Annotated in this window: 14 protein-coding genes; 9 read left to right on the forward strand and 5 right to left on the reverse strand. The window is 73.9% G+C overall.

Features of this window, described 5'->3' with window-relative positions; translation table 11 throughout:
* Window positions 1-151: 151 nt before the first annotated feature.
* Entirely contained in the window at window positions 152-814 is a 663-nt protein-coding gene (locus ACL02O_RS14995) for a hypothetical protein (protein ID WP_412818670.1), read from the reverse strand.
* A gap of 23 nt (window positions 815-837) precedes the next feature.
* On the opposite strand from ACL02O_RS14995, the gene ACL02O_RS15000 reads away from it, so the two are divergent.
* Together ACL02O_RS15000 and ACL02O_RS15005 are read left to right on the forward strand one after the other, a co-directional pair.
* Window positions 838-1,356: an acyl-CoA thioesterase gene (locus ACL02O_RS15000; RefSeq protein ID WP_412818671.1), complete on the forward strand. Its 519-nt coding sequence runs from the start codon at window positions 838-840 to the stop codon at window positions 1,354-1,356.
* Between the two features lie 181 nt (window positions 1,357-1,537).
* Window positions 1,538-3,526: an acetoacetate--CoA ligase gene (locus ACL02O_RS15005; RefSeq protein ID WP_412818672.1), complete on the forward strand. Its 1,989-nt coding sequence runs from the start codon at window positions 1,538-1,540 to the stop codon at window positions 3,524-3,526.
* A 109-nt stretch (window positions 3,527-3,635) separates the two neighbouring features.
* Here the strand turns inward: ACL02O_RS15005 and ACL02O_RS15010 are convergent, their stop codons facing one another.
* Window positions 3,636-4,325, reverse strand: coding sequence for a TIGR03089 family protein (locus ACL02O_RS15010; RefSeq protein ID WP_412818673.1), 690 nt, complete (start codon window positions 4,323-4,325; stop codon window positions 3,636-3,638).
* A gap of 151 nt (window positions 4,326-4,476) precedes the next feature.
* Here ACL02O_RS15010 and ACL02O_RS15015 point away from each other — a divergent pair, with 151 nt between their 5' ends.
* Window positions 4,477-5,622: a glycosyltransferase family 4 protein gene (locus tag ACL02O_RS15015; protein ID WP_412818674.1), complete on the forward strand. Its 1,146-nt coding sequence runs from the start codon at window positions 4,477-4,479 to the stop codon at window positions 5,620-5,622.
* 64 nt (window positions 5,623-5,686) lie between these two features.
* A complete protein-coding gene (locus ACL02O_RS15020) occupies window positions 5,687-6,778 on the forward strand; it encodes a mannose-1-phosphate guanylyltransferase (RefSeq protein WP_412818675.1) in 1,092 nt (363 codons plus the stop codon).
* A gap of 75 nt (window positions 6,779-6,853) precedes the next feature.
* Here the strand turns inward: ACL02O_RS15020 and ACL02O_RS15025 are convergent, their stop codons facing one another.
* On the reverse strand, window positions 6,854-7,429 hold the full coding sequence (locus ACL02O_RS15025) for an NUDIX hydrolase (protein WP_412818676.1): 576 nt from the start codon (window positions 7,427-7,429) through the stop codon (window positions 6,854-6,856).
* Between the two features lie 422 nt (window positions 7,430-7,851).
* On the opposite strand from ACL02O_RS15025, the gene ACL02O_RS15030 reads away from it, so the two are divergent.
* Window positions 7,852-8,838 carry an ArsR/SmtB family transcription factor gene (locus tag ACL02O_RS15030; protein WP_412818677.1) on the forward strand — a complete coding sequence of 329 codons (987 nt, stop codon included), beginning with the start codon at window positions 7,852-7,854 and terminating at the stop codon, window positions 8,836-8,838.
* A 179-nt stretch (window positions 8,839-9,017) separates the two neighbouring features.
* Here ACL02O_RS15030 and ACL02O_RS15035 read toward each other — a convergent pair whose 3' ends face one another.
* Together ACL02O_RS15035 and cofD are read right to left on the reverse strand one after the other, a co-directional pair.
* Window positions 9,018-10,106 carry a coenzyme F420-0:L-glutamate ligase gene (locus ACL02O_RS15035; RefSeq protein ID WP_412818678.1) on the reverse strand — a complete coding sequence of 363 codons (1,089 nt, stop codon included), beginning with the start codon at window positions 10,104-10,106 and terminating at the stop codon, window positions 9,018-9,020.
* On the reverse strand, window positions 10,103-11,095 hold the full coding sequence (gene cofD, locus ACL02O_RS15040; RefSeq protein ID WP_412818679.1) for a 2-phospho-L-lactate transferase: 993 nt from the start codon (window positions 11,093-11,095) through the stop codon (window positions 10,103-10,105). Before cofD ends, ACL02O_RS15035 begins: the two co-directional genes overlap by 4 nt.
* Before the next feature lie 99 nt (window positions 11,096-11,194).
* On the opposite strand from cofD, the gene ACL02O_RS15045 reads away from it, so the two are divergent.
* From ACL02O_RS15045 to ACL02O_RS15060, 4 genes are all read left to right on the forward strand, one after another.
* A complete protein-coding gene (locus ACL02O_RS15045; RefSeq protein ID WP_412818680.1) occupies window positions 11,195-12,112 on the forward strand; it encodes a hypothetical protein in 918 nt (305 codons plus the stop codon).
* Window positions 12,113-12,300: 188 nt separating this feature from the next.
* Complete coding sequence (locus tag ACL02O_RS15050; RefSeq protein WP_412818681.1) at window positions 12,301-14,808, forward strand: bifunctional FO biosynthesis protein CofGH; 2,508 nt, start codon at window positions 12,301-12,303, stop codon at window positions 14,806-14,808.
* 151 nt (window positions 14,809-14,959) lie between these two features.
* A complete protein-coding gene (locus ACL02O_RS15055) occupies window positions 14,960-15,238 on the forward strand; it encodes a hypothetical protein (protein WP_412818682.1) in 279 nt (92 codons plus the stop codon).
* A 95-nt stretch (window positions 15,239-15,333) separates the two neighbouring features.
* Window positions 15,334-16,731, forward strand: a complete 1,398-nt coding sequence (locus tag ACL02O_RS15060) for a DUF4331 domain-containing protein (RefSeq protein WP_412818683.1) — start codon at window positions 15,334-15,336, stop codon at window positions 16,729-16,731.
* The last annotated feature ends 9 nt before the right edge of the window (window positions 16,732-16,740 follow it).

Genomic DNA, 16,740 nt, shown 5'->3' on the forward strand with positions numbered 1-16,740 from the left:
GGGGTGGCGGGGGGGGGGGGGGGGGGGGGGGGGTGTCGGGAGGGCGGGGGGGGGGGGGGGGGGGGGGCGGGGGGGGAGGGGGGGGGGGGGGGGGAGGGTGGGGGGGGGGGGGGGGGGGGGGGGCGGGGGCCCCCGCCCCCCCCGCGGCGTTTCAACGGATTCCGGCGGTGCCCTCCGGCCGGCCGGTCGAGCGCGGGGGCGCGGACCATGGCGACTCGCCGCTGGCGCGGCGGGGCAGGGGTTCGGTGGGGGTGGGGTCGGGATAGCCCAGGGTGGGCGGGACGGTGTCGGCGTCCTTCGTCGCGTCGGTCGGGGGCCAGTCGCCGAACGAGTGGGGGGTCTCGATCGGCTTGTCGACCGGGGTCAGCTCCGCCTCGTCGGCCGGCTGCCCGGGCCACTGCCGCCAGCGCTGCACGCTGAACACGGCCATCAGCAGCAGCACGCCGATCAGGAACAGCGTGCCGTTCTCCAACGGCTGGCGCAGCGGCAGCGGATCCCCGAGCATCTTCCAGCCCGCGGGGATCCGGTCACGGATGGTGAACGGCGCGACGAACATCCCGAGGTACGGGACGGCCAGCAGCAGTCCGGCCACCAGCGGGCCGAGCGGCGAGAAACGCAGCGTGGCGAGCAGGCCGAGCAGGATGCCGGCGACGCCCAGATAGACGGCCGGCTCGATCAGGTTGGGCGTGCTGTACGTACCGAGTTCCACCCAGCGGTGGATGGTGCGTCCAGATCCATCCTGACCGAGGGTGACGAGCACCCAGGTGACGGGTGCCACCACCACCCCGGCGAGGAAGCTCCAGAGATGTCGCATCCGCGCACCGTACCGTTTCTGGCATGACAGATCACCCCTCCACCGGGCTGGCGGGCAAGCCGACCCCCTACTCGCGGGTCACGCTCAGCCGGATCATGACCGCGGTCGACGTCAATCTGTACGGCACCGTGCACGGTGGGGTACTGATGAAGTTCGTCGACGACGTCGCCGGGGCGGCCGCCGCGCGGCACAGCGGCGGGACCGCGGTCACCGCCTCGATCGACGAGATCGTCTTCTCCGAACCGGTCCGGGTGGGCGACCTGGTGCACGCGCACGCCCAGGTCAACTGGACCGGGCACACCTCGATGGAGGTGGGGGTGAAGGTGGTCGCCGAGCGCTGGGACTCGGCCGAGGACGAGCCGGTCCGGGTGGCCACCGCGTACCTGGTCTTCGTCGGGGTGGACGTGAGCGGCGCGCCCCGCCCGGTCCGGCCGGTGCTGCCGGAGACCCCCGAGGACCAGCGGCGCTACCGGGAGGCGGAGATCCGCCGGGCGCACCGGCTGGCCCGCCGCCGGGCGATCCAGGCGCACCGCGCCGGCTGAGACCGCGCGGCGGGGCGCCCGGGCGCGGGCGGGCGGCGGCCACACACCTGCGGGCCACGCGGTGTGGGCCGCCCACGCCCCCTCGGCGGCACCCGGTGCGGACAATGGCCTGGCGAGGTAGGGCAAGATGGCGCCACGGCCCATGCACAGTGTCGTGACGGGCCTCAGGGAGGGTGGAGCTGTGGGTGACGTGCTGTGGACGCCGCCGGTCGACGTGCGTGAGCGGTCCCGGATCGGCGACTACCTGCGCTGGCTGGCCGAGCACCGTGGTCTGGAGTTCACCGACTACGACGCGCTGTGGCGCTGGTCGGTGACCGATCTCGACGCCTTCTGGCAGTCGATCTGGGACTACTTCGAGGTGATCGCGCACACCCCGCCGGCCGCCACGCTCGCCGACCGGGGCATGCCGGGCACCCGGTGGTTCCCCGACGCCACGCTCAACTACGCCGAGAACGTGCTGCGGATGCCGGGCCGGGGCGACGACGAGCCGGTGGTGATCGCGCACGGGCAGACCCGCGCGCCCGAGACGTTGACCGCCGGGCAGCTGCGCGAGCAGGTCCGTCGGGTGGCGGCCGGGCTGCGCCGGCTCGGTGTCGGCCGCGGCGACCGGGTGGCGGCGTACGCGCCGAACATCCCGGAGACCTTCGTGCTGCTGCTGGCCACCAGCAGCCTGGGCGCGATCTTCTCCTCCTGCGCCCCCGAGTTCGGCACCCGCAGCGTCACCGACCGCTGGCAGCAGATCGAGCCGAAGGTGCTGGTCGCCGTGGACGGCTACCGGTACGGCGACAAGCCGGTCGACCGGCGGGGCGAGGTGGCCGCGATCCGGGCCGCCCTGCCGTCACTGGCGCACACCGTCAGCATCGCGTACCTCGACCCGGCCGGCTCGCCACCCGAGGGCGTGATCTCCTGGGCCGAGCTGGCGGCGGAGACCGATGAGCCGCTGACCTTCACCCCGGTGCCGTTCGACCACCCGCTCTACGTGCTCTACTCCTCCGGCACCACCGGCCTGCCGAAGCCGATCGTGCACGGCCACGGCGGCATCCTGCTGGAACACCTGAAGATGCTGGCCCTGCACCACGACCTGGGCCCGGCCGACCGGTTCTTCTGGTTCACCACCACCGGCTGGATGATGTGGAACTTCCTGGTCTCCGGGCCGGCGGTGGGCGCCACGATCGTGCTCTTCGACGGCAACCCGGGCCACCCGGACCTGGGCGAGCTCTGGCGGCTGGCCGCCGAGACCGGGACCACGTACTTCGGCACCTCGGCGCCGTTCCTGCTGGCCTGCCGCAAGGCCAACCTGGTCCCGAAGGCGATCGCCGACCTCTCCGCGCTGCGCGGGGTCGGCTCGACCGGCGCGCCGCTGCCCGTCGAGGGCTTCACCTGGGTGTACGAGAACGTCGGCGACCGCCTCCAGCTCCAGTCGCTCTCCGGCGGCACGGACGTCTGCACCGGCTTCGTGGGTGGTGTGCCGCTGCTGCCGGTGCACGCCGGGGAGATCACCTGCCGCGCGCTCGGGGCCAAGGTGGAGGCCCGCTCGGCCGACGGCACCCCGGTCGTCGGGGAGCTGGGCGAGCTGGTGATCACCGAGCCGATGCCGAGCATGCCGGTGGGCTTCTGGAACGACCCGGAGGGCAGCCGGTTCCGGGAGGCGTACTTCGAGGTCTACCCGGGCGTATGGCGGCACGGCGACTGGATCACCATCAACGAGCGGGGCGGCTGCGTGATCACCGGCCGCTCCGACGCCACGCTGAACCGGGGCGGCGTCCGGCTCGGCACCGCCGAGTTCTACTCGGTGGTCGAGGGGCTGGACGAGGTGGTCGACTCGGTGGTCGTGCACCTGGAGGACGACCAGGGCGGGGCCGGCGAGCTGCTGCTGTTCGTGGTGCTCGCCGAGGGCCTCGAACTGGACGACGAGCTGCGCAAGAAGATCAACCGTGAGCTGCGTACCGCGCTGTCGCCCCGGCACGTGCCCGACGAGATCCACCAGGTCCGCGCCGTTCCGCGCACGCTCTCGGCGAAGAAGCTGGAGGTGCCGGTGAAGAAGATCCTCACCGGCACCCCGGTGGACTCGGCGGCGGCCAAGGGCGCCCTGGCCAACCCCGAGTCCCTCACCGCCTTCGCCGCGCTCGCCCAGCGCCGCGCCCGCACCGGCGACCCCACCCCCGCCTGACCCCGGCACCTCGCGCCGGCGATCCCGGGGTTCCTGCCCCTTGGGTAGGGGGGTGAACGCGGCCTTCCGGGTGCCACGACTCCATCGTCGGGGGAGGCAGGGGCCGGGGTCAGAGAAAGGCGTGGTGGATGCGTTCGGCCTTGGCGCGGGATTCGAGCCGGGTGCGGTCGAGGTTGCCGCAGAGGACCATGCTGGCGCCGGACAGCAGGGGGGCGAGCAGCCAGTCGACCGGGTCGGGGTGGGCTGACACGTCGATCAGCACCCGGTCACCGGCGGCGAACCGCTCGTCCGACATCCGTCGGGCGGCCCGGGCCAGCAGCTCCGCGTCCGCCGCGCCGGGCTGCGGCACCGGGGTGAAGTGGTCGCCGTGCCCGCGCACCGTCGAGACGAAGTCGGCGAACCCGGCCGGCACCTCCCGCATCGGCAGGGCGAACGGGTCGAGCGCCAGGACGTACCGCTCGCCGGCCGACCAGCCCGCCGCCGCGTCGACCCGGGACGCGGCGGCGAAGAGCACGTCCACGTCGCCCGGGGCGTCGACCACGGTCAGCTTCGCCGACCAGCAGCCGAGCAGGACGGCGGCGGTCTGCCAGTGCGGAGGCAGCAGCACGGCCGCCGGGTCGCCGGGAGCGAGGGCGGCCTCGTCGACGAGCAGGTTGGCCGTCTTGGCCACCCAGTTCGCCAGCGTCGCGCCGGAGAGTTCGGTGCGCTCGCCGGTGGCATCGTCGTACCAGGTCAGCAGCGGTCGGGTCGGGTCGGTCGCGATCGCGTCGGCGAACACCCGGGCAATGTTGTCGGCCATCGGCGCGAACGATACGCGGTCGAAGTCCGTACTCGATGACAACGACAAGTCGGCGTACCGTCGGGTCGCAGTCAGCGTCGGGACCCCACCCCGGCGTAGGCTTGCCGACAGTGTTGTTCCCCACAGACCCGCCAGCCTGAGGAGTCGCCCCGTGACCGCCGGTCGCCCGCCCCGCGTGCTCATCGACGCCACGAGTGTCCCCGCCGACCGTGGCGGCGTCGGTAGATACGTCGACGGCCTGCTCGGCGCGCTCGGTGGCGTCTGCGGGTCCGCCGTGGACCTGGCAGTGGTCAGCCTCCGCACCGACCTCGAGCGCTACACCCGGATGCTGCCCGGCGCCGAGGTCATTCCCGCCCCGGCGGCGGTCGCGCACCGCCCGGCCCGGCTCGCCTGGGAGCAGACCGGCCTGCCGCTGCTGGCCCAGCAGGTCGGCGCCGAGGTGCTGCACTCGCCCTTCTACACCTGCCCGCTGCGGGCCGGCTGCCCGGTGACGGTCACCGTGCACGATGCGACGTTCTTCACGGAGCCGGAGCACTACGACAAGTCCCGCCGGACGTTCTTCCGCAGCGCGATCAAGACCTCGCTGCGCCGCGCCGACCGGGTGATCGTGCCGAGCAAGGCCACCCGCGACGAGCTGATCCGGCTGCTGGACGCCGACCCGACCCGGATCGACGTGGCGTACCACGGGGTCGACCACGCCGCCTTCCACGCCCCGGGCGAGGAGGAGAAGGCGCGGGTCCGGGCCCGCCTCGGCCTGGGCAGCAGCAGCTACATCGCTTTCCTCGGGGCGAAGGAGCCGCGCAAGAACGTACCCAACCTGATCCGCGGCTGGGCCCGCGCGGTGGCCGACCGGGAGAACCCGCCGGCGCTGGTGATCGCCGGTGGGCAGGGGCACGACGACGACATCGACCGGGCGGTGGCCGATGTCCCCTCGCACCTGCGGCTGCTCCGCCCCGGCTACCTCCGCTACGCCGACCTGCCGGGTTTCCTCGGCGGCGCGCTGGTCGCCGCCTACCCGTCGTACGGCGAGGGGTTCGGCCTGCCGATCCTGGAGGCGATGGCGTGCGCGGCGCCGGTGCTGACCACGCCGCGGCTCTCCCTGCCCGAGGTGGGCGGCGACGCGGTGGCGTACACCAGCGAGGACCCGGACCAGATCGCCACCGACCTGGCCGCCCTGCTGGACGACGAGCAGCGGCGGCTCGCCCTGGCCAAGGCCGGCTTCGATCGGGCCAAGGAGTTCACCTGGGAGTCCAGCGCGGAGGTACACATCGCCGCGTGGAGCCGGGCCCGCTCCTGAGCGTCCCGCTGCGGGTCGGCGTGACCACCGGTGGCCGGTCGCCCGCTTCGGGCATGATGTGCTGATGTTCTACGCCGTCATCCCGGCGGGTGGCAGCGGCACAAGGTTGTGGCCGCTGTCCCGTGCCGGCCATCCCAAGTTCCTCCACCCGCTGACCGGCACCGCCCGCTCGCTGCTGCAGGCGACGGTGGACCGGCTGGCGCCGCTGACCACACCGGAGCGCACGCTGGTGGTCACCGGGGCCGCGCACGTCGCGGCGGTGGCCCGGCAGCTGGCTGGCCTGCCCGAGGAGAACATCCTGGTCGAGCCCTCGCCCCGGGACTCCTGCGCGGCGATCGCCCTGGCCGCGGCGGTGATCGCCGAGCGCCACCCGGCCGCGGTGATGGGCTCGTTCGCCGCCGACCACCTGATCGGCGACCCAGCGCGGTGGGCCGAGGTGGTCCGGCAGGCGATCCGGGGTGCCGAGGAAGGGCTGCTGATGACGGTGGGCATCACCCCGACCCGGCCGGAGACCGGCTACGGCTATCTGGAGACCGGCGATCCGGTGGGGGCCGGCCCGCTGCGCCCGGTGGCCGAGTTCAAGGAGAAGCCGGCCGCGGAGGTGGCCGAGGTCTACGTCCGCTCCGGCCGGCACCTCTGGAACGCCAGCATGTTCGTCTGGCGGGTGGACGTGTTCCTGGCCGAGCTGGCCCGGCAGCAGCCGGCCCTGCACGCCGGCATCACCGCGATCGCGGCGGCGTGGGGCACGCCGGAGCAGGACGACGTCCTGGGCACCGTCTGGCCGACCCTGGCGAAGATCTCCGTCGACTACGCGGTGATGGAGGGCGCGGCCACCGCCGGCCGGGTGGCGACCGTGCCCGGCGACTTCGGCTGGAACGACGTCGGTGACTTCCACACCCTCGGCGAGGTGCTACCCGCCGATGCCCACGGCAACGTGGTGCTCGGCGGCGACGCCAAGCCCGGTGTGCTGCTGCACGACACCAGCGGCACCGTGGTGGTGCCGCAGTCCGGCCGGCTGGTCGCCACCGTCGGGCTCCACGACCTGATCGTCGTGGACACCCCCGACGCGCTGCTGGTCTGCCCGCGGGACCGGGCGCAGGACGTCAAGAAGGTCGTCGACGAACTCAAGGAACGTGGCGAGGAGAGCCTGATCTGATCGGGGGCGGCGGCCCCGTCGCCCACGCCCGTCCAACCGGCGGGGCGAAGGGGCCGCCGCGTCCGTGCCGGCGGCTCAGCTGTCGGCGCGGCGGGCCAGCGCGGCCAGCGCCGGCGCGACGAGTTGAGCGGTGGCGTCGGCCAGCGGTTCGGGCAGCCGGTCCGGCGGGAACCAGCCGAGAGCCTCGGATTCGTCGCTGACCCGCTCGGTCGCCCCGGCGGGGGCGAGCACGGCGAACCGGACGTCGTAGTGCAGCGAACCGCCCTGGCAGGACACCGGGTGGATGTCCACGTCGATCGGCACCGGGTCGACCACCAGACCGGCGATCCCGGACTCCTCGGTCGCCTCGCGCAGCGCCGCCGCCGCGAGGGTCCGGTCGCCGGGCTCGCAGTGCCCGCCGAGCTGCACCCACCTGCGGAACTTGCCGTGCAGGCAGAGCAGCACCCGGGCGCCGGTCGGGTCGAGCACCAGCGCGCTCGCGGTGACGTGGCCGGGCCGGTGACTCCGGCCCAGCGCCACCGGTCCGGCGGCCAGCAGCTCCAAGGTCCGGTCCCGGTGCGCGGCGGCGGCCGGGCTGGTCGCCGTCCAGCGACTCAGCACCGCGGTGGCGTCGGCGTGCAGGTCGGCGTACGTCCCCAGGTCGGTGTGCACCCCGACACTCTACGAGCGCGTGCTCCATGCTCTGGCTGTCGCCTCGCGGTGGGATCCCGCCCGGGACGCACTGGCCGGCGCCGGGCCGCGAGGGACCTGCCACCTCGTGGCCGACGGGACCACCGGATGGCTGGTACCCCGGATCGGCTGAGCCGGCCCGGTCCCGGGGGACGACCGGGTGCACCCCTGCGGAGAAAGCCGCAGACCCTCGTGGTGCCGCCCGGTCGTCCGTGCCCCCGATCTCCCGGTAGCCCTGGACCGGAGTGCGACCTCCGGCCCTGGCGGGCAACGGTAGTGTGCCGAACCGCCTCGGTCGCCGTCGAGGTTTTTCAGCCCAGGCTTAAAAGTGGAGATTAGTGCCGGCGGGTTACAGTGCCAGAGGAGGCGGGCAATCCCTCTGCCCGCCGCCAGGAGAGCGCTCCATGCTGAAGATCATCTTCTCGAGCGAGGACATCCTGCGTACCAGGGTGGCCCCCGCCGCGGACCCGGTCTGGGAACTGGTCCTCAGCCTGCACCTGCTTCAGGGCCGCGGGCGTGAACCGCTGCTGCTCGAATGGCGGCGCGCCGTGGCCCGCGCCCTGCATACGGAGAGCGACGGCGAGCAGTTCCGCCTCCTCTTCGCGCTCAATCCGCCCCGCGGCTACTTCCCCGACTTCCTCACCCCGTACGCCTCCCGAGACGGGTTCGAGGCGGGACTGGCCGCGGTCCGCGGCACCCCGGTCAGCCTGCTGCGCCGCGACCTGACCCTGCTGGCCGAGGAGAATCCGCTGCCCGCCCCGGCCGACGCGCTGGCCCGGGGCGAGCCCGAGGTGCTGCGCCACCTCACCGACTCGATGACGCGCTACCGGGCGTTCGCGGTCGCCCCGTACTGGTCGCGGATCCAGGCCGCGGTGGAGGCCGACCGGGCGAGGCGGGCCCGGGCCATGCTCGACGGTGGCCCCGAGGGGTTGCTCGCCAGCCTCCGGCCCAGCATGCGCTGGGCCGACGGGGTGCTCGAGGTGCTCGACTACCCGGACACCCGCGAGCTGCGCCTGGACGGCCGCGGCCTGCTGCTGGTCCCGTCCTTCTTCTGCGCCCGGACCCCGGTCGCGCTCCTCGACCCGGCACTGCCCCCGGTGCTGGTCTATCCGGTCGACCGGCTGGGCGGCCTGGCGACCCCCCGCGACACCGACGACGGCGACCGGGACGCCCTCGCCGCCCTGCTCGGCCGGACCCGGGCCGCCGTGCTGGCCGCCGCCGACAACGGCTGCACCACCGGGGAGATGGCCCGCCGGCTGAGCATCTCCGCCGCCGCGGCCAGCCAGCACACCAGTGTGCTGCGCAACGCCGGGCTGCTGGTCAGCCACCGCGACCGCAACACCGTGCTGCACACGCTGACCCCCCTCGGCCGCGCCGTCCTCGACGCCTGACCCGCGCTCGGCCCGCCGCGACGCCTGACCCGCGCTCGGCCCGCCGCGACGTCCGCCCCGCGCTCGGCCCGCCGCAGGCCCCGCCGCCTGATCAACTCGTCCTGCGGCAGGTCGGGCCATCAACCGTCGGGGAGGCCGCGGCCTGCCGCAACCCGAGTCGATCCAGGGTGGGCTCCCGGTCAGACAGCCAGGGTGGCGCTGGCGGTGCTGCCCGTTGGGGCCGCGAGCAGCGCGGAGGAGACGCCCTCGGCGGCCAGGGCGGTCCGCAGCCGCTGCAGGTCGGCGCCGAAGCGCACCAGGTCCGCCGAATCCACCGGGGTCGGTGGCGCGCCCAGCACCAGTCCGGTGGCCTGCTCGGGCCAGTCGGGCACGGTTTCGACCAGCCCGGCGCGTACCTCCTCGTCGGTGACGTGGGTGAAGACGGTGCCGGGCGCGACCACGTCGGCGACCGCGGCGATCGCCCGGTCGACGGCGGCCGGGTCGGCCGGCGTCCCGCCAGGGCCGTCGGCAAGGGTGGCGGCCTCCCGGAGCCCGGCGGCCTTCGCCTCTGCCGTGCCCAGCGAGAAGAGGTCCAGGGCGGCGTCCCGGACCAACGCCCGGGCGCCGTCGCCGTCCGCCGAGCCCGCCACGCCCGGGTAGCCCCGGACGACGGCCACCGGCACCTGGTCGCACTTGCCCTTGATCAGCTCGGCGGCGCCGGCCAGTTCGTCCACCACGGCGAGCTGGGTCAGCTGGAGCTCGTTGCCGTACGGGTCGATCTCGCCACGGTGGTCGCGGATCGCCGGCATCCCGGCGACCCCGAGCGCCACATCGGTGAGGCCGTTGCGCCACGGCCGGCCCATCGTGTCGCTGATGATCACCGCGACGTCGAGGTGGTACTGCTCGCGCAGCGCGGCCCGCAGCGCCCGGGCGGAGGCGTCCGGGTCCCTCGGCAGCAGCACCAGGCGGGTCTTGTCCACGTTCGACGCGTCGATCCCGGCGGCGGCCATCACGAAGCCGTGGTGGGTCTGCACGATCCGGGTCGCGCCCCGGGTGGCCACCACCCGGGCCGTCTCCCCGGCGAGCACCTCGTCCCGGGCGGCGAGCCGGTCGGGACCGTCCGCCGGCACGTCGACCAGCCGACCTTCCGCCTTCGACACGATCTTGCTGGTCACCACCAGCACGTCGCCGTCGCGCAGCCACGGGGCGGCGGTGGCGATCAGCGCCGCCAGGTCGTCGCCCTCGGTCACGTCGCCGATGCCCAGCACCGGCAGGATCTCCAGCCTCACACCAGCTCCAACGCGGCCCGGACCATCGTCGCCGTGGCCGCCTCGTCGGTCATTCGCAGCGGCGCCGAGCGTACGGTCACGTCCGGCACCACCGTTCCCTCGTCCTCGGGCGCGACCAGCCAGCCGTCCAGCAGGCCGCCGGCCGACCGGCCACCGTAGAGGCCGCCCACCCCCGCCGCGCTGCACTCCACGCCGAGCACGGCGAGGCAGCGGTCGGCCATGCCGCGCACCGGCGCGCCACCGATGATCGGGGACACCCCGACCACCGGGGCCGGCCCGTCGGCCACCGCCTCCCGCAGCCCCGGCACGGCCAGGATCGGGGCGATGCTCACCACCGGGTTGCTCGGCGCGACCAGCACCACGTCCGCCGCGCCGATCGCCTCCAGGACGCCCGGCGCGGGCTTCGCGGTCTCCGCCCCGACGAAGACGAACCGGTGGGTCGGTATCTCCGCCCGGTGGCGCACCCACCACTCCTGGAAGTGGATCGCGCGCTGGCCGCCGTCGGCGCCCACCGGGTCGGCGCTGCTCGCCACCGCGGGCTCACTCCGTCCGCTCACGACCACGTGCGTCTCCAGCCGGTCGTCGGTCGCCGGCAGCAGGCGCACGCCGGGCTGCCAGCGGGTCGCGAGCGCCTCGGTCACCTGGGACAGCGGGTAGCCGGCGTTGAGCATCGTCGTCCGGACCAGGTGGGTGGCGATGTCCTTGTCGCCGAGCCCGAACCAGGTCGGCTCCGCCCCGTACGCGGCCAGCTCCGACTTGACCGTCCAGGTCTCGCCCACCCGGCCCCAGCCCCGCTCCGGGTCGGCGCCGCCGCCCAGCGTGTACATCACGCTGTCCAGGTCCGGGCAGACCTTCAGTCCGTGCAGCAGCAGATCGTCGCCGACGTTGACCACGGCGGTCACCTCGGCCCCCACCTCGCGGGCGTACGCCCGGACGCCGAGCAGGAACCGGGCACCCCCGATTCCGCCGGCCAGAACCACGATGCGCATGGTGTCCATCCTTCCCCACGCGCGGCCGTCGATCGGCTGCCGGCCGGGGAGACTAGGCTCACGTCGGCAACTGTCCGTTTTCGTCCTCAGGGGGAGTTCGTGACCAGCCCCGCCGAGCCCGCGTCCAGCGACGCGACGCAGGCCAGCCAGGTGACCAAGCCACTGCGCGAACTGGCCGCGCTCGTCCTGCTCGGCGCCAACGCCGTGCTGCTCTTCGTCGGCCTGCTCCGGCTGCTGGTGCCGATGGACAACTACAGCACCTTCAGCGGCCGGGCCGGAAGCACCTTTTTCGCCTTCATCGGCGCCGAGGCGGCCGTGCTGCCGGTGCTGGCCGTGCTGCTCGCCACCCACGTCCGTCCGGTGCTGCCCAAGGCAAAGCTGATCACCCAGGCCGCCCTCGGCGAGTACGCGTTCGCCGCCCTGTTCGGCGCGCTCACCCTGCTGATCTGGCTGGTCGGTCGGCTCGCCGACGCCGCGGTGCTGGACGCCTTCCTCGGGCTGCTCACCCGGCTGGCCTGGCTGGCCGTCTTCGGGATCGCCGCGTTCGTGGTGTTCAAGATCTGGCGCACCCTCTACCACGTCCCGAAGCCCACGCCGCAGCCCGGTGTGTACGGACAACCGCAGCCGGGTTGGCCGCAGCAGTCGGGCGGCTACCCCGGCCAGCCGGGCGGTTACCCGGCTCCCGGCCCCGGCGGGTACGCCCCCGGCGGCCAGCCGAACCAGCCCGGCGGCTATCCGGTGCCCGGCCAGTACGGTCCGCCGCAGTCGGCCCCGCCGTTCAACGCCGCCCCACCGCACGCCCCGCAGTCCGCCCCACCGCAGTCCGCCCCACCGCACGTCCCGCAGTCGGTGCCGCCGTTCGGCACTTCGCACCCGGCCCCGCCGTTCGGCCAGCCGCCGTCGGCGGACCCGACCCAGGCCATCCCGCGCCAGCCGGCCGAGTTCGGCCAGCAGGCGCCGCAGGACAGTGACCGGACCCAGCGCTTCGACCGGGACGACCCGAACAACCCGCGCTGACGCCGGCGCCCTCGCACACGCTCCGCCCGACCAGGCGACTGTTTCAGGGAAAGAGTGGCTTCCCCGCCCCGGGTGGCCACTCTTTCCCTGAAACAGTCGCGTCGAACTCGGAAGAGGTGGCCTTGCCGGCGAACGCCGGGCGGGCGGGGTCGGGTGGGCGCGGGTCGACCAGCGCCTAGGCTGGACGGATGGTTGATCGCACCGAGGCCGTCCCGACGGAGGCGAGTGTCCAGCGGGCGCTGCGCCGGGCCGCGACGGGGCGGGCGCTCGACGTCGCCGAGGTGTGCGCCCTGCTGGCCGCGCGCGGCCCCGCGCTGGAGGAGCTGCTCCGGATCGCCGGTGAGGTGCGCGACGCCGGGCTGCGCGAGGCCGGCCGCCCGGGCGTGGTCACCTTCTCCAAGAAGGTCTTCATCCCGCTGACCCGGCTCTGCCGGGACCGTTGCCACTACTGCACCTTCGCCACGGTGCCGCACCGGCTGCCCGCCGCGTACCTGGAGAAGGACGAGGTCCTCGCCATCGCTCGGGAGGGCGCCGCGCAGGGCTGCAAGGAGGCGCTGTTCACCCTCGGCGACCGTCCGGAGGAGCGCTGGCCGGCGGCCCGGCAGTGGCTGGACGAGCGGGGCTACGACTCCACCGTCGACTATCTGCGCGCCTGCGCGGTGGCGGTGCTGGAGGAGACCGGCCTGCTGCCGCACCTCAACCCGGGCGTGCTTTCCTGGGCGGAGCTGCAACGCCTCAAGCCGGTGGCGCCGAGCATGGGCATGATGCTGGAGACCACCGCGACCCGGCTCTGGTCCGAACCGGGCGGACCGCACTTCGGCTCTCCGGACAAGGAGCCCGCCGTCCGGCTCCGGGTGCTCGACGACGCCGGCCGGGTCGGTGTGCCGTTCACCACGGGCATCCTGATCGGCATCGGGGAGACCCTGGCCGAGCGGGTGGACGCGCTCTTCGCGATCCGCCGGCGGATGCGGGAGTACGGCCACCTCCAGGAGCTGATCGTGCAGAACTTCCGTGCCAAGCCGGACACCGCGATGCGCGGGATGCCGGACGCTGAGCTGCACGACCTCGCCGCCACGGTGGCGGTGGCCCGCGTTCTGCTCGGCCCGAAGGCCCGCGTCCAGGCCCCGCCGAACCTCATCGAGGGGGAGTACGACCTCCTCCTGCGCGCCGGCATCGACGACTGGGGCGGCGTCTCTCCGGTCACCCCGGACCACGTCAACCCGGAGCGGCCCTGGCCCCAGCTCGACGAGCTGGCCCGGCGCACGGCCCGGGCCGGCTTCACCCTGCGCGAGCGGCTGACCATCTACCCCGAGTACGTCCGGGCCGGCGACCCGTGGCTGGACCCGCGCCTGCTGCCGCACGTCACGGCTCTCGCCGACCCGGCGACCGGGCTCGCCGTCGAGGCGGCCCGTCCGGTGGGCCGGCCCTGGCAGGAGCCGGAGGAGGTGTTCGGTGGGCGGACCGATCTGCACGCCACCATCGACACCAGCGGACGGACCGGGGACCGGCGTGGTGACTTCGACAGCGTCTACGGTGACTGGTCGGCGGTGGCCGGCCGGGTCAGCGCCCCGGCGGGCGGGTCGAGCGATCCGGACCTGCGGGCCGGCCTGCGGCTGGCGGCCGACGACCCGGCGGCGCTGCTCGCACCGGGGCACGAGGCGAAGGCGCTGGCGCTGTTCGGCGCGGACGGGCCGGCGCTGGACGAGCTGTGCCGGATCGCCGACGACGTCCGCCGGGGCGCGGTCGGCGACGACGTCACCTACGTGGTCAACCGCAACATCAACTTCAGCAACGTCTGCTACGTCGGCTGCCGGTTCTGCGCCTTCGCGCAGCGGGAGACCGACGCCGACGCGTTCCGGCTCTCCCTGGACCAGGTCGCCGACCGGGCGGAGGAGGCGTGGGCGGCCGGTGCCAGCGAGGTCTGCCTGCAGGGCGGCATCGACCCGAAGCTGCCGGTCACCGGGTACGCCGACATCGTCCGGGCGATCAAGGCCCGGGTACCGGGGATGCACGTGCACGCGTTCTCCCCGATGGAGATCGTCACCGCGGCGGCCAAGGCCGGCGTGCCGGTGAAGGAGTGGCTGCTCCAGCTCCGCGAGGCCGGGCTGGACACCATCCCGGGCACCGCCGCGGAGATCCTCGACGACGATGTGCGCTGGGTGCTCACCAAGGGCAAGCTGCCGGCCGCCGCCTGGGTGGAGGTGGTCAGCACGGCCCACGAGCTGGGCATCCGGTCCAGCTCCACGATGATGTACGGCCACGTGGACCACCCGGGCCAGTGGCTCGCCCACTTCCGGGTGCTGGCCGGGGTGCAGGACCGCACCGGCGGCTTCACCGAGTTCGTGGCGCTGCCGTTCGTGCACACCAACGCGCCGATCTACCTGGCCGGGATCGCCCGCCCCGGGCCGACCTGGCGGGAGAACCGGGCGGTGCACGCGATGGCCCGGCTGCTGCTGCACGGCCGGATCGCCAACATCCAGTGCTCCTGGGTGAAGCTCGGCGACGAGGGCACGGCGGCGATGCTCCGGGGTGGCTGCAACGACCTGGGCGGCACCCTGATGGAGGAGACCATCTCCCGGATGGCCGGCTCGGGCAACGGCTCGGCCCGGACCGAGGAGCAGCTCAGGGCGATCGCGGCGGCGGCCGGTCGACCGGCCCGCAAGCGGACGACCGCGTACGGTCACACCCCCGCCTGACGTCGAACCTTTCCCCGCCGCCGGCCGTACCAGTGGATGCCGGCGGCGGTTGCGGCGAGGACCGCCGCCGGTGCCCCCACGGGACACCCGGCGGTGACCGGGTCTCCCGCCCCACCGCGGGCGCTGCGGCGCCGGCCCGGAAAGGTTGCCCATGACCAGTGATCAGCGGAAGCGGCCCTGGCCGCGACTGACCCGCCGGCAGACGTTGACCGCCGCCGCGAGCGCCACCCTGGGTGCCGCCGCCCTCACCGTGCCGGGCCTGTCGGCCGCACAGAACACGCCATCCTCAGGCCGCCGGGACGAGCCGATCGTGGTCCACCTCCGCGACGCGGCCTCCGGCGCGATGGACGTCTTCGTCGGCACGACCCGGGTCCAGGTCCGCGACCGGGCCCTGGCGGACCGGCTGGTGCGCGCCGCCGGTCGACACTGACCCGCCCGCGCCGCCGTCCGCGGCGCGACCGCCTCCCGGCGCGGCTCCCGGCGCCGGTCTCTTCCCGACTTCCCTCGACGAAGGTGTGGTCCGCCATGTCCTCTCACCGTGAAGCCCCGGAGATAGCCAAGGATCCGGTCGCCGACAGTTCCGACCTGTACGCGTTCGTCACTCCCGACCACCCGGACACGGTGACGCTGATCGCCAACTACGTGCCGGTGCAGCTCCCGTCCGGCGGCCCGAACTTCTTCGAGTTCGGTGACGACGTCCGGTACGAGATTCACATCGACAACGACGGAGACGGTTATCCGGACGTCACCTATCGTTTCGAATTCACCACCGAGATCACGAATCCGAACAGTTTTCTTTACAACACCGGGCCGATCGAGTCGCTGGACAGCAAGAACTGGAACCGGCGGCAGTTCTACCGGCTGACCCGGGTGGTGGCCGGGCGGGAGCGGGTGCTCGCGCACAAGCTGCCCTGCCCCCCGTGCAACGTCGGTCCGCTCTCGACGCCGAAATACCACGAGCTCGTCCGGCAGGCCACGTACCGCCTGTCGACGGGGGAGAAGGTCTTCGCCGGGCAGCGGGCGGACGGCTTCTTCGTCGACCTGGGCGCCATCTTCGACCTCGGCATGCTCCGGCCGTTCCAGCAACTCCACGTCGCCGGCAAGAAGATTTTCAAGACCGAGGGGGAGCCGGTCAACGCGCTGGACCGGACCAACGTGCACAGCATCGCGGTCCAGGTGCCGTTGAGTTCGGTGCGCCGCAGGGCCGGCCGGTACGGCTACGCCGACCGGGCCTCGACCATCGGCGTGTGGACCACCGCGTCCCGCCAGCAGGTCCGGGTGCTCGGGGACCGGGTGGCCGCGGACACCGACGCCGGTCCCTTCACCCAGGTGTCCCGGCTGGGGAACCCGTTGTTCAACGAGGTCATCGTGCCGATGTCCAAGAAGGACCTGTGGAACACCCTGCCGCCCACCGAGGACAAACGCTTCGCCCGGTTCGTCGAGCATCCCGAGCTCGCCGCCCTGCTGCCCGCGCTCTACCCGGGCGTCTTCGGAAACCTGGACGCGCTGAACAAGACCGGGAAGCCCCGGGCCGACCTGGTGGCGATCCTGCTCACCGGTATCCCGGCCGGGCTGATCGACGGCTTCGCCAACACCACCGGCGACGTCCAGGCAGACATGCTGCGGCTGAACACCGCCATTCGCCCGAACCGCAAGCCGGACCGGTTCGGCGTACTCGGTGGCGACCTGGCCGGCTTCCCGAACGGCCGGCGGGTCGGCGACGACGTGGTGAGCATCGCGCTGCGGGCGGTCGCCGGGCTCACCGTGCCGTTGGTGGACAAGACGTTCAAGCCGGACGCGGCGGCCGCCGCGCTCACCCCCGGGCTCAGCGCGGCCGACGTGACCGCGCCGTTCCTCGGCGGCTTCCCGTTCCTCGGCACCCCGTACGACGGGTTCAACAACCCGCCGGCGAAAAAGTCCTGAGGGGCCGGC

The sequence above is a fragment of the Micromonospora mangrovicola genome, assembly GCF_047200535.1.
Taxonomy (GTDB): Bacteria; Actinomycetota; Actinomycetes; order Mycobacteriales; family Micromonosporaceae; genus Micromonospora.

Excerpts from the sequence above, each read along its gene's own strand:
- ACL02O_RS14995 (WP_412818670.1), bottom strand. The coding sequence starts at position 814 with ATGCGACATCTCTGGAGCTTCCTCGCCGGGGTGGTGGTGGCACCCGTC.
- ACL02O_RS15000 (WP_412818671.1), top strand. The coding sequence starts at position 838 with ATGACAGATCACCCCTCCACCGGGCTGGCGGGCAAGCCGACCCCCTAC.
- ACL02O_RS15010 (WP_412818673.1), bottom strand. The coding sequence starts at position 4,325 with ATGGCCGACAACATTGCCCGGGTGTTCGCCGACGCGATCGCGACCGAC.
- ACL02O_RS15020 (WP_412818675.1), top strand. The coding sequence starts at position 5,687 with ATGTTCTACGCCGTCATCCCGGCGGGTGGCAGCGGCACAAGGTTGTGG.
- ACL02O_RS15030 (WP_412818677.1), top strand. The coding sequence starts at position 7,852 with ATGCTGAAGATCATCTTCTCGAGCGAGGACATCCTGCGTACCAGGGTG.
- cofD (WP_412818679.1), bottom strand. The coding sequence starts at position 11,095 with ATGCGCATCGTGGTTCTGGCCGGCGGAATCGGGGGTGCCCGGTTCCTG.
- ACL02O_RS15050 (WP_412818681.1), top strand. The coding sequence starts at position 12,301 with ATGGTTGATCGCACCGAGGCCGTCCCGACGGAGGCGAGTGTCCAGCGG.
- ACL02O_RS15055 (WP_412818682.1), top strand. The coding sequence starts at position 14,960 with ATGACCAGTGATCAGCGGAAGCGGCCCTGGCCGCGACTGACCCGCCGG.
- ACL02O_RS15060 (WP_412818683.1), top strand. The coding sequence starts at position 15,334 with ATGTCCTCTCACCGTGAAGCCCCGGAGATAGCCAAGGATCCGGTCGCC.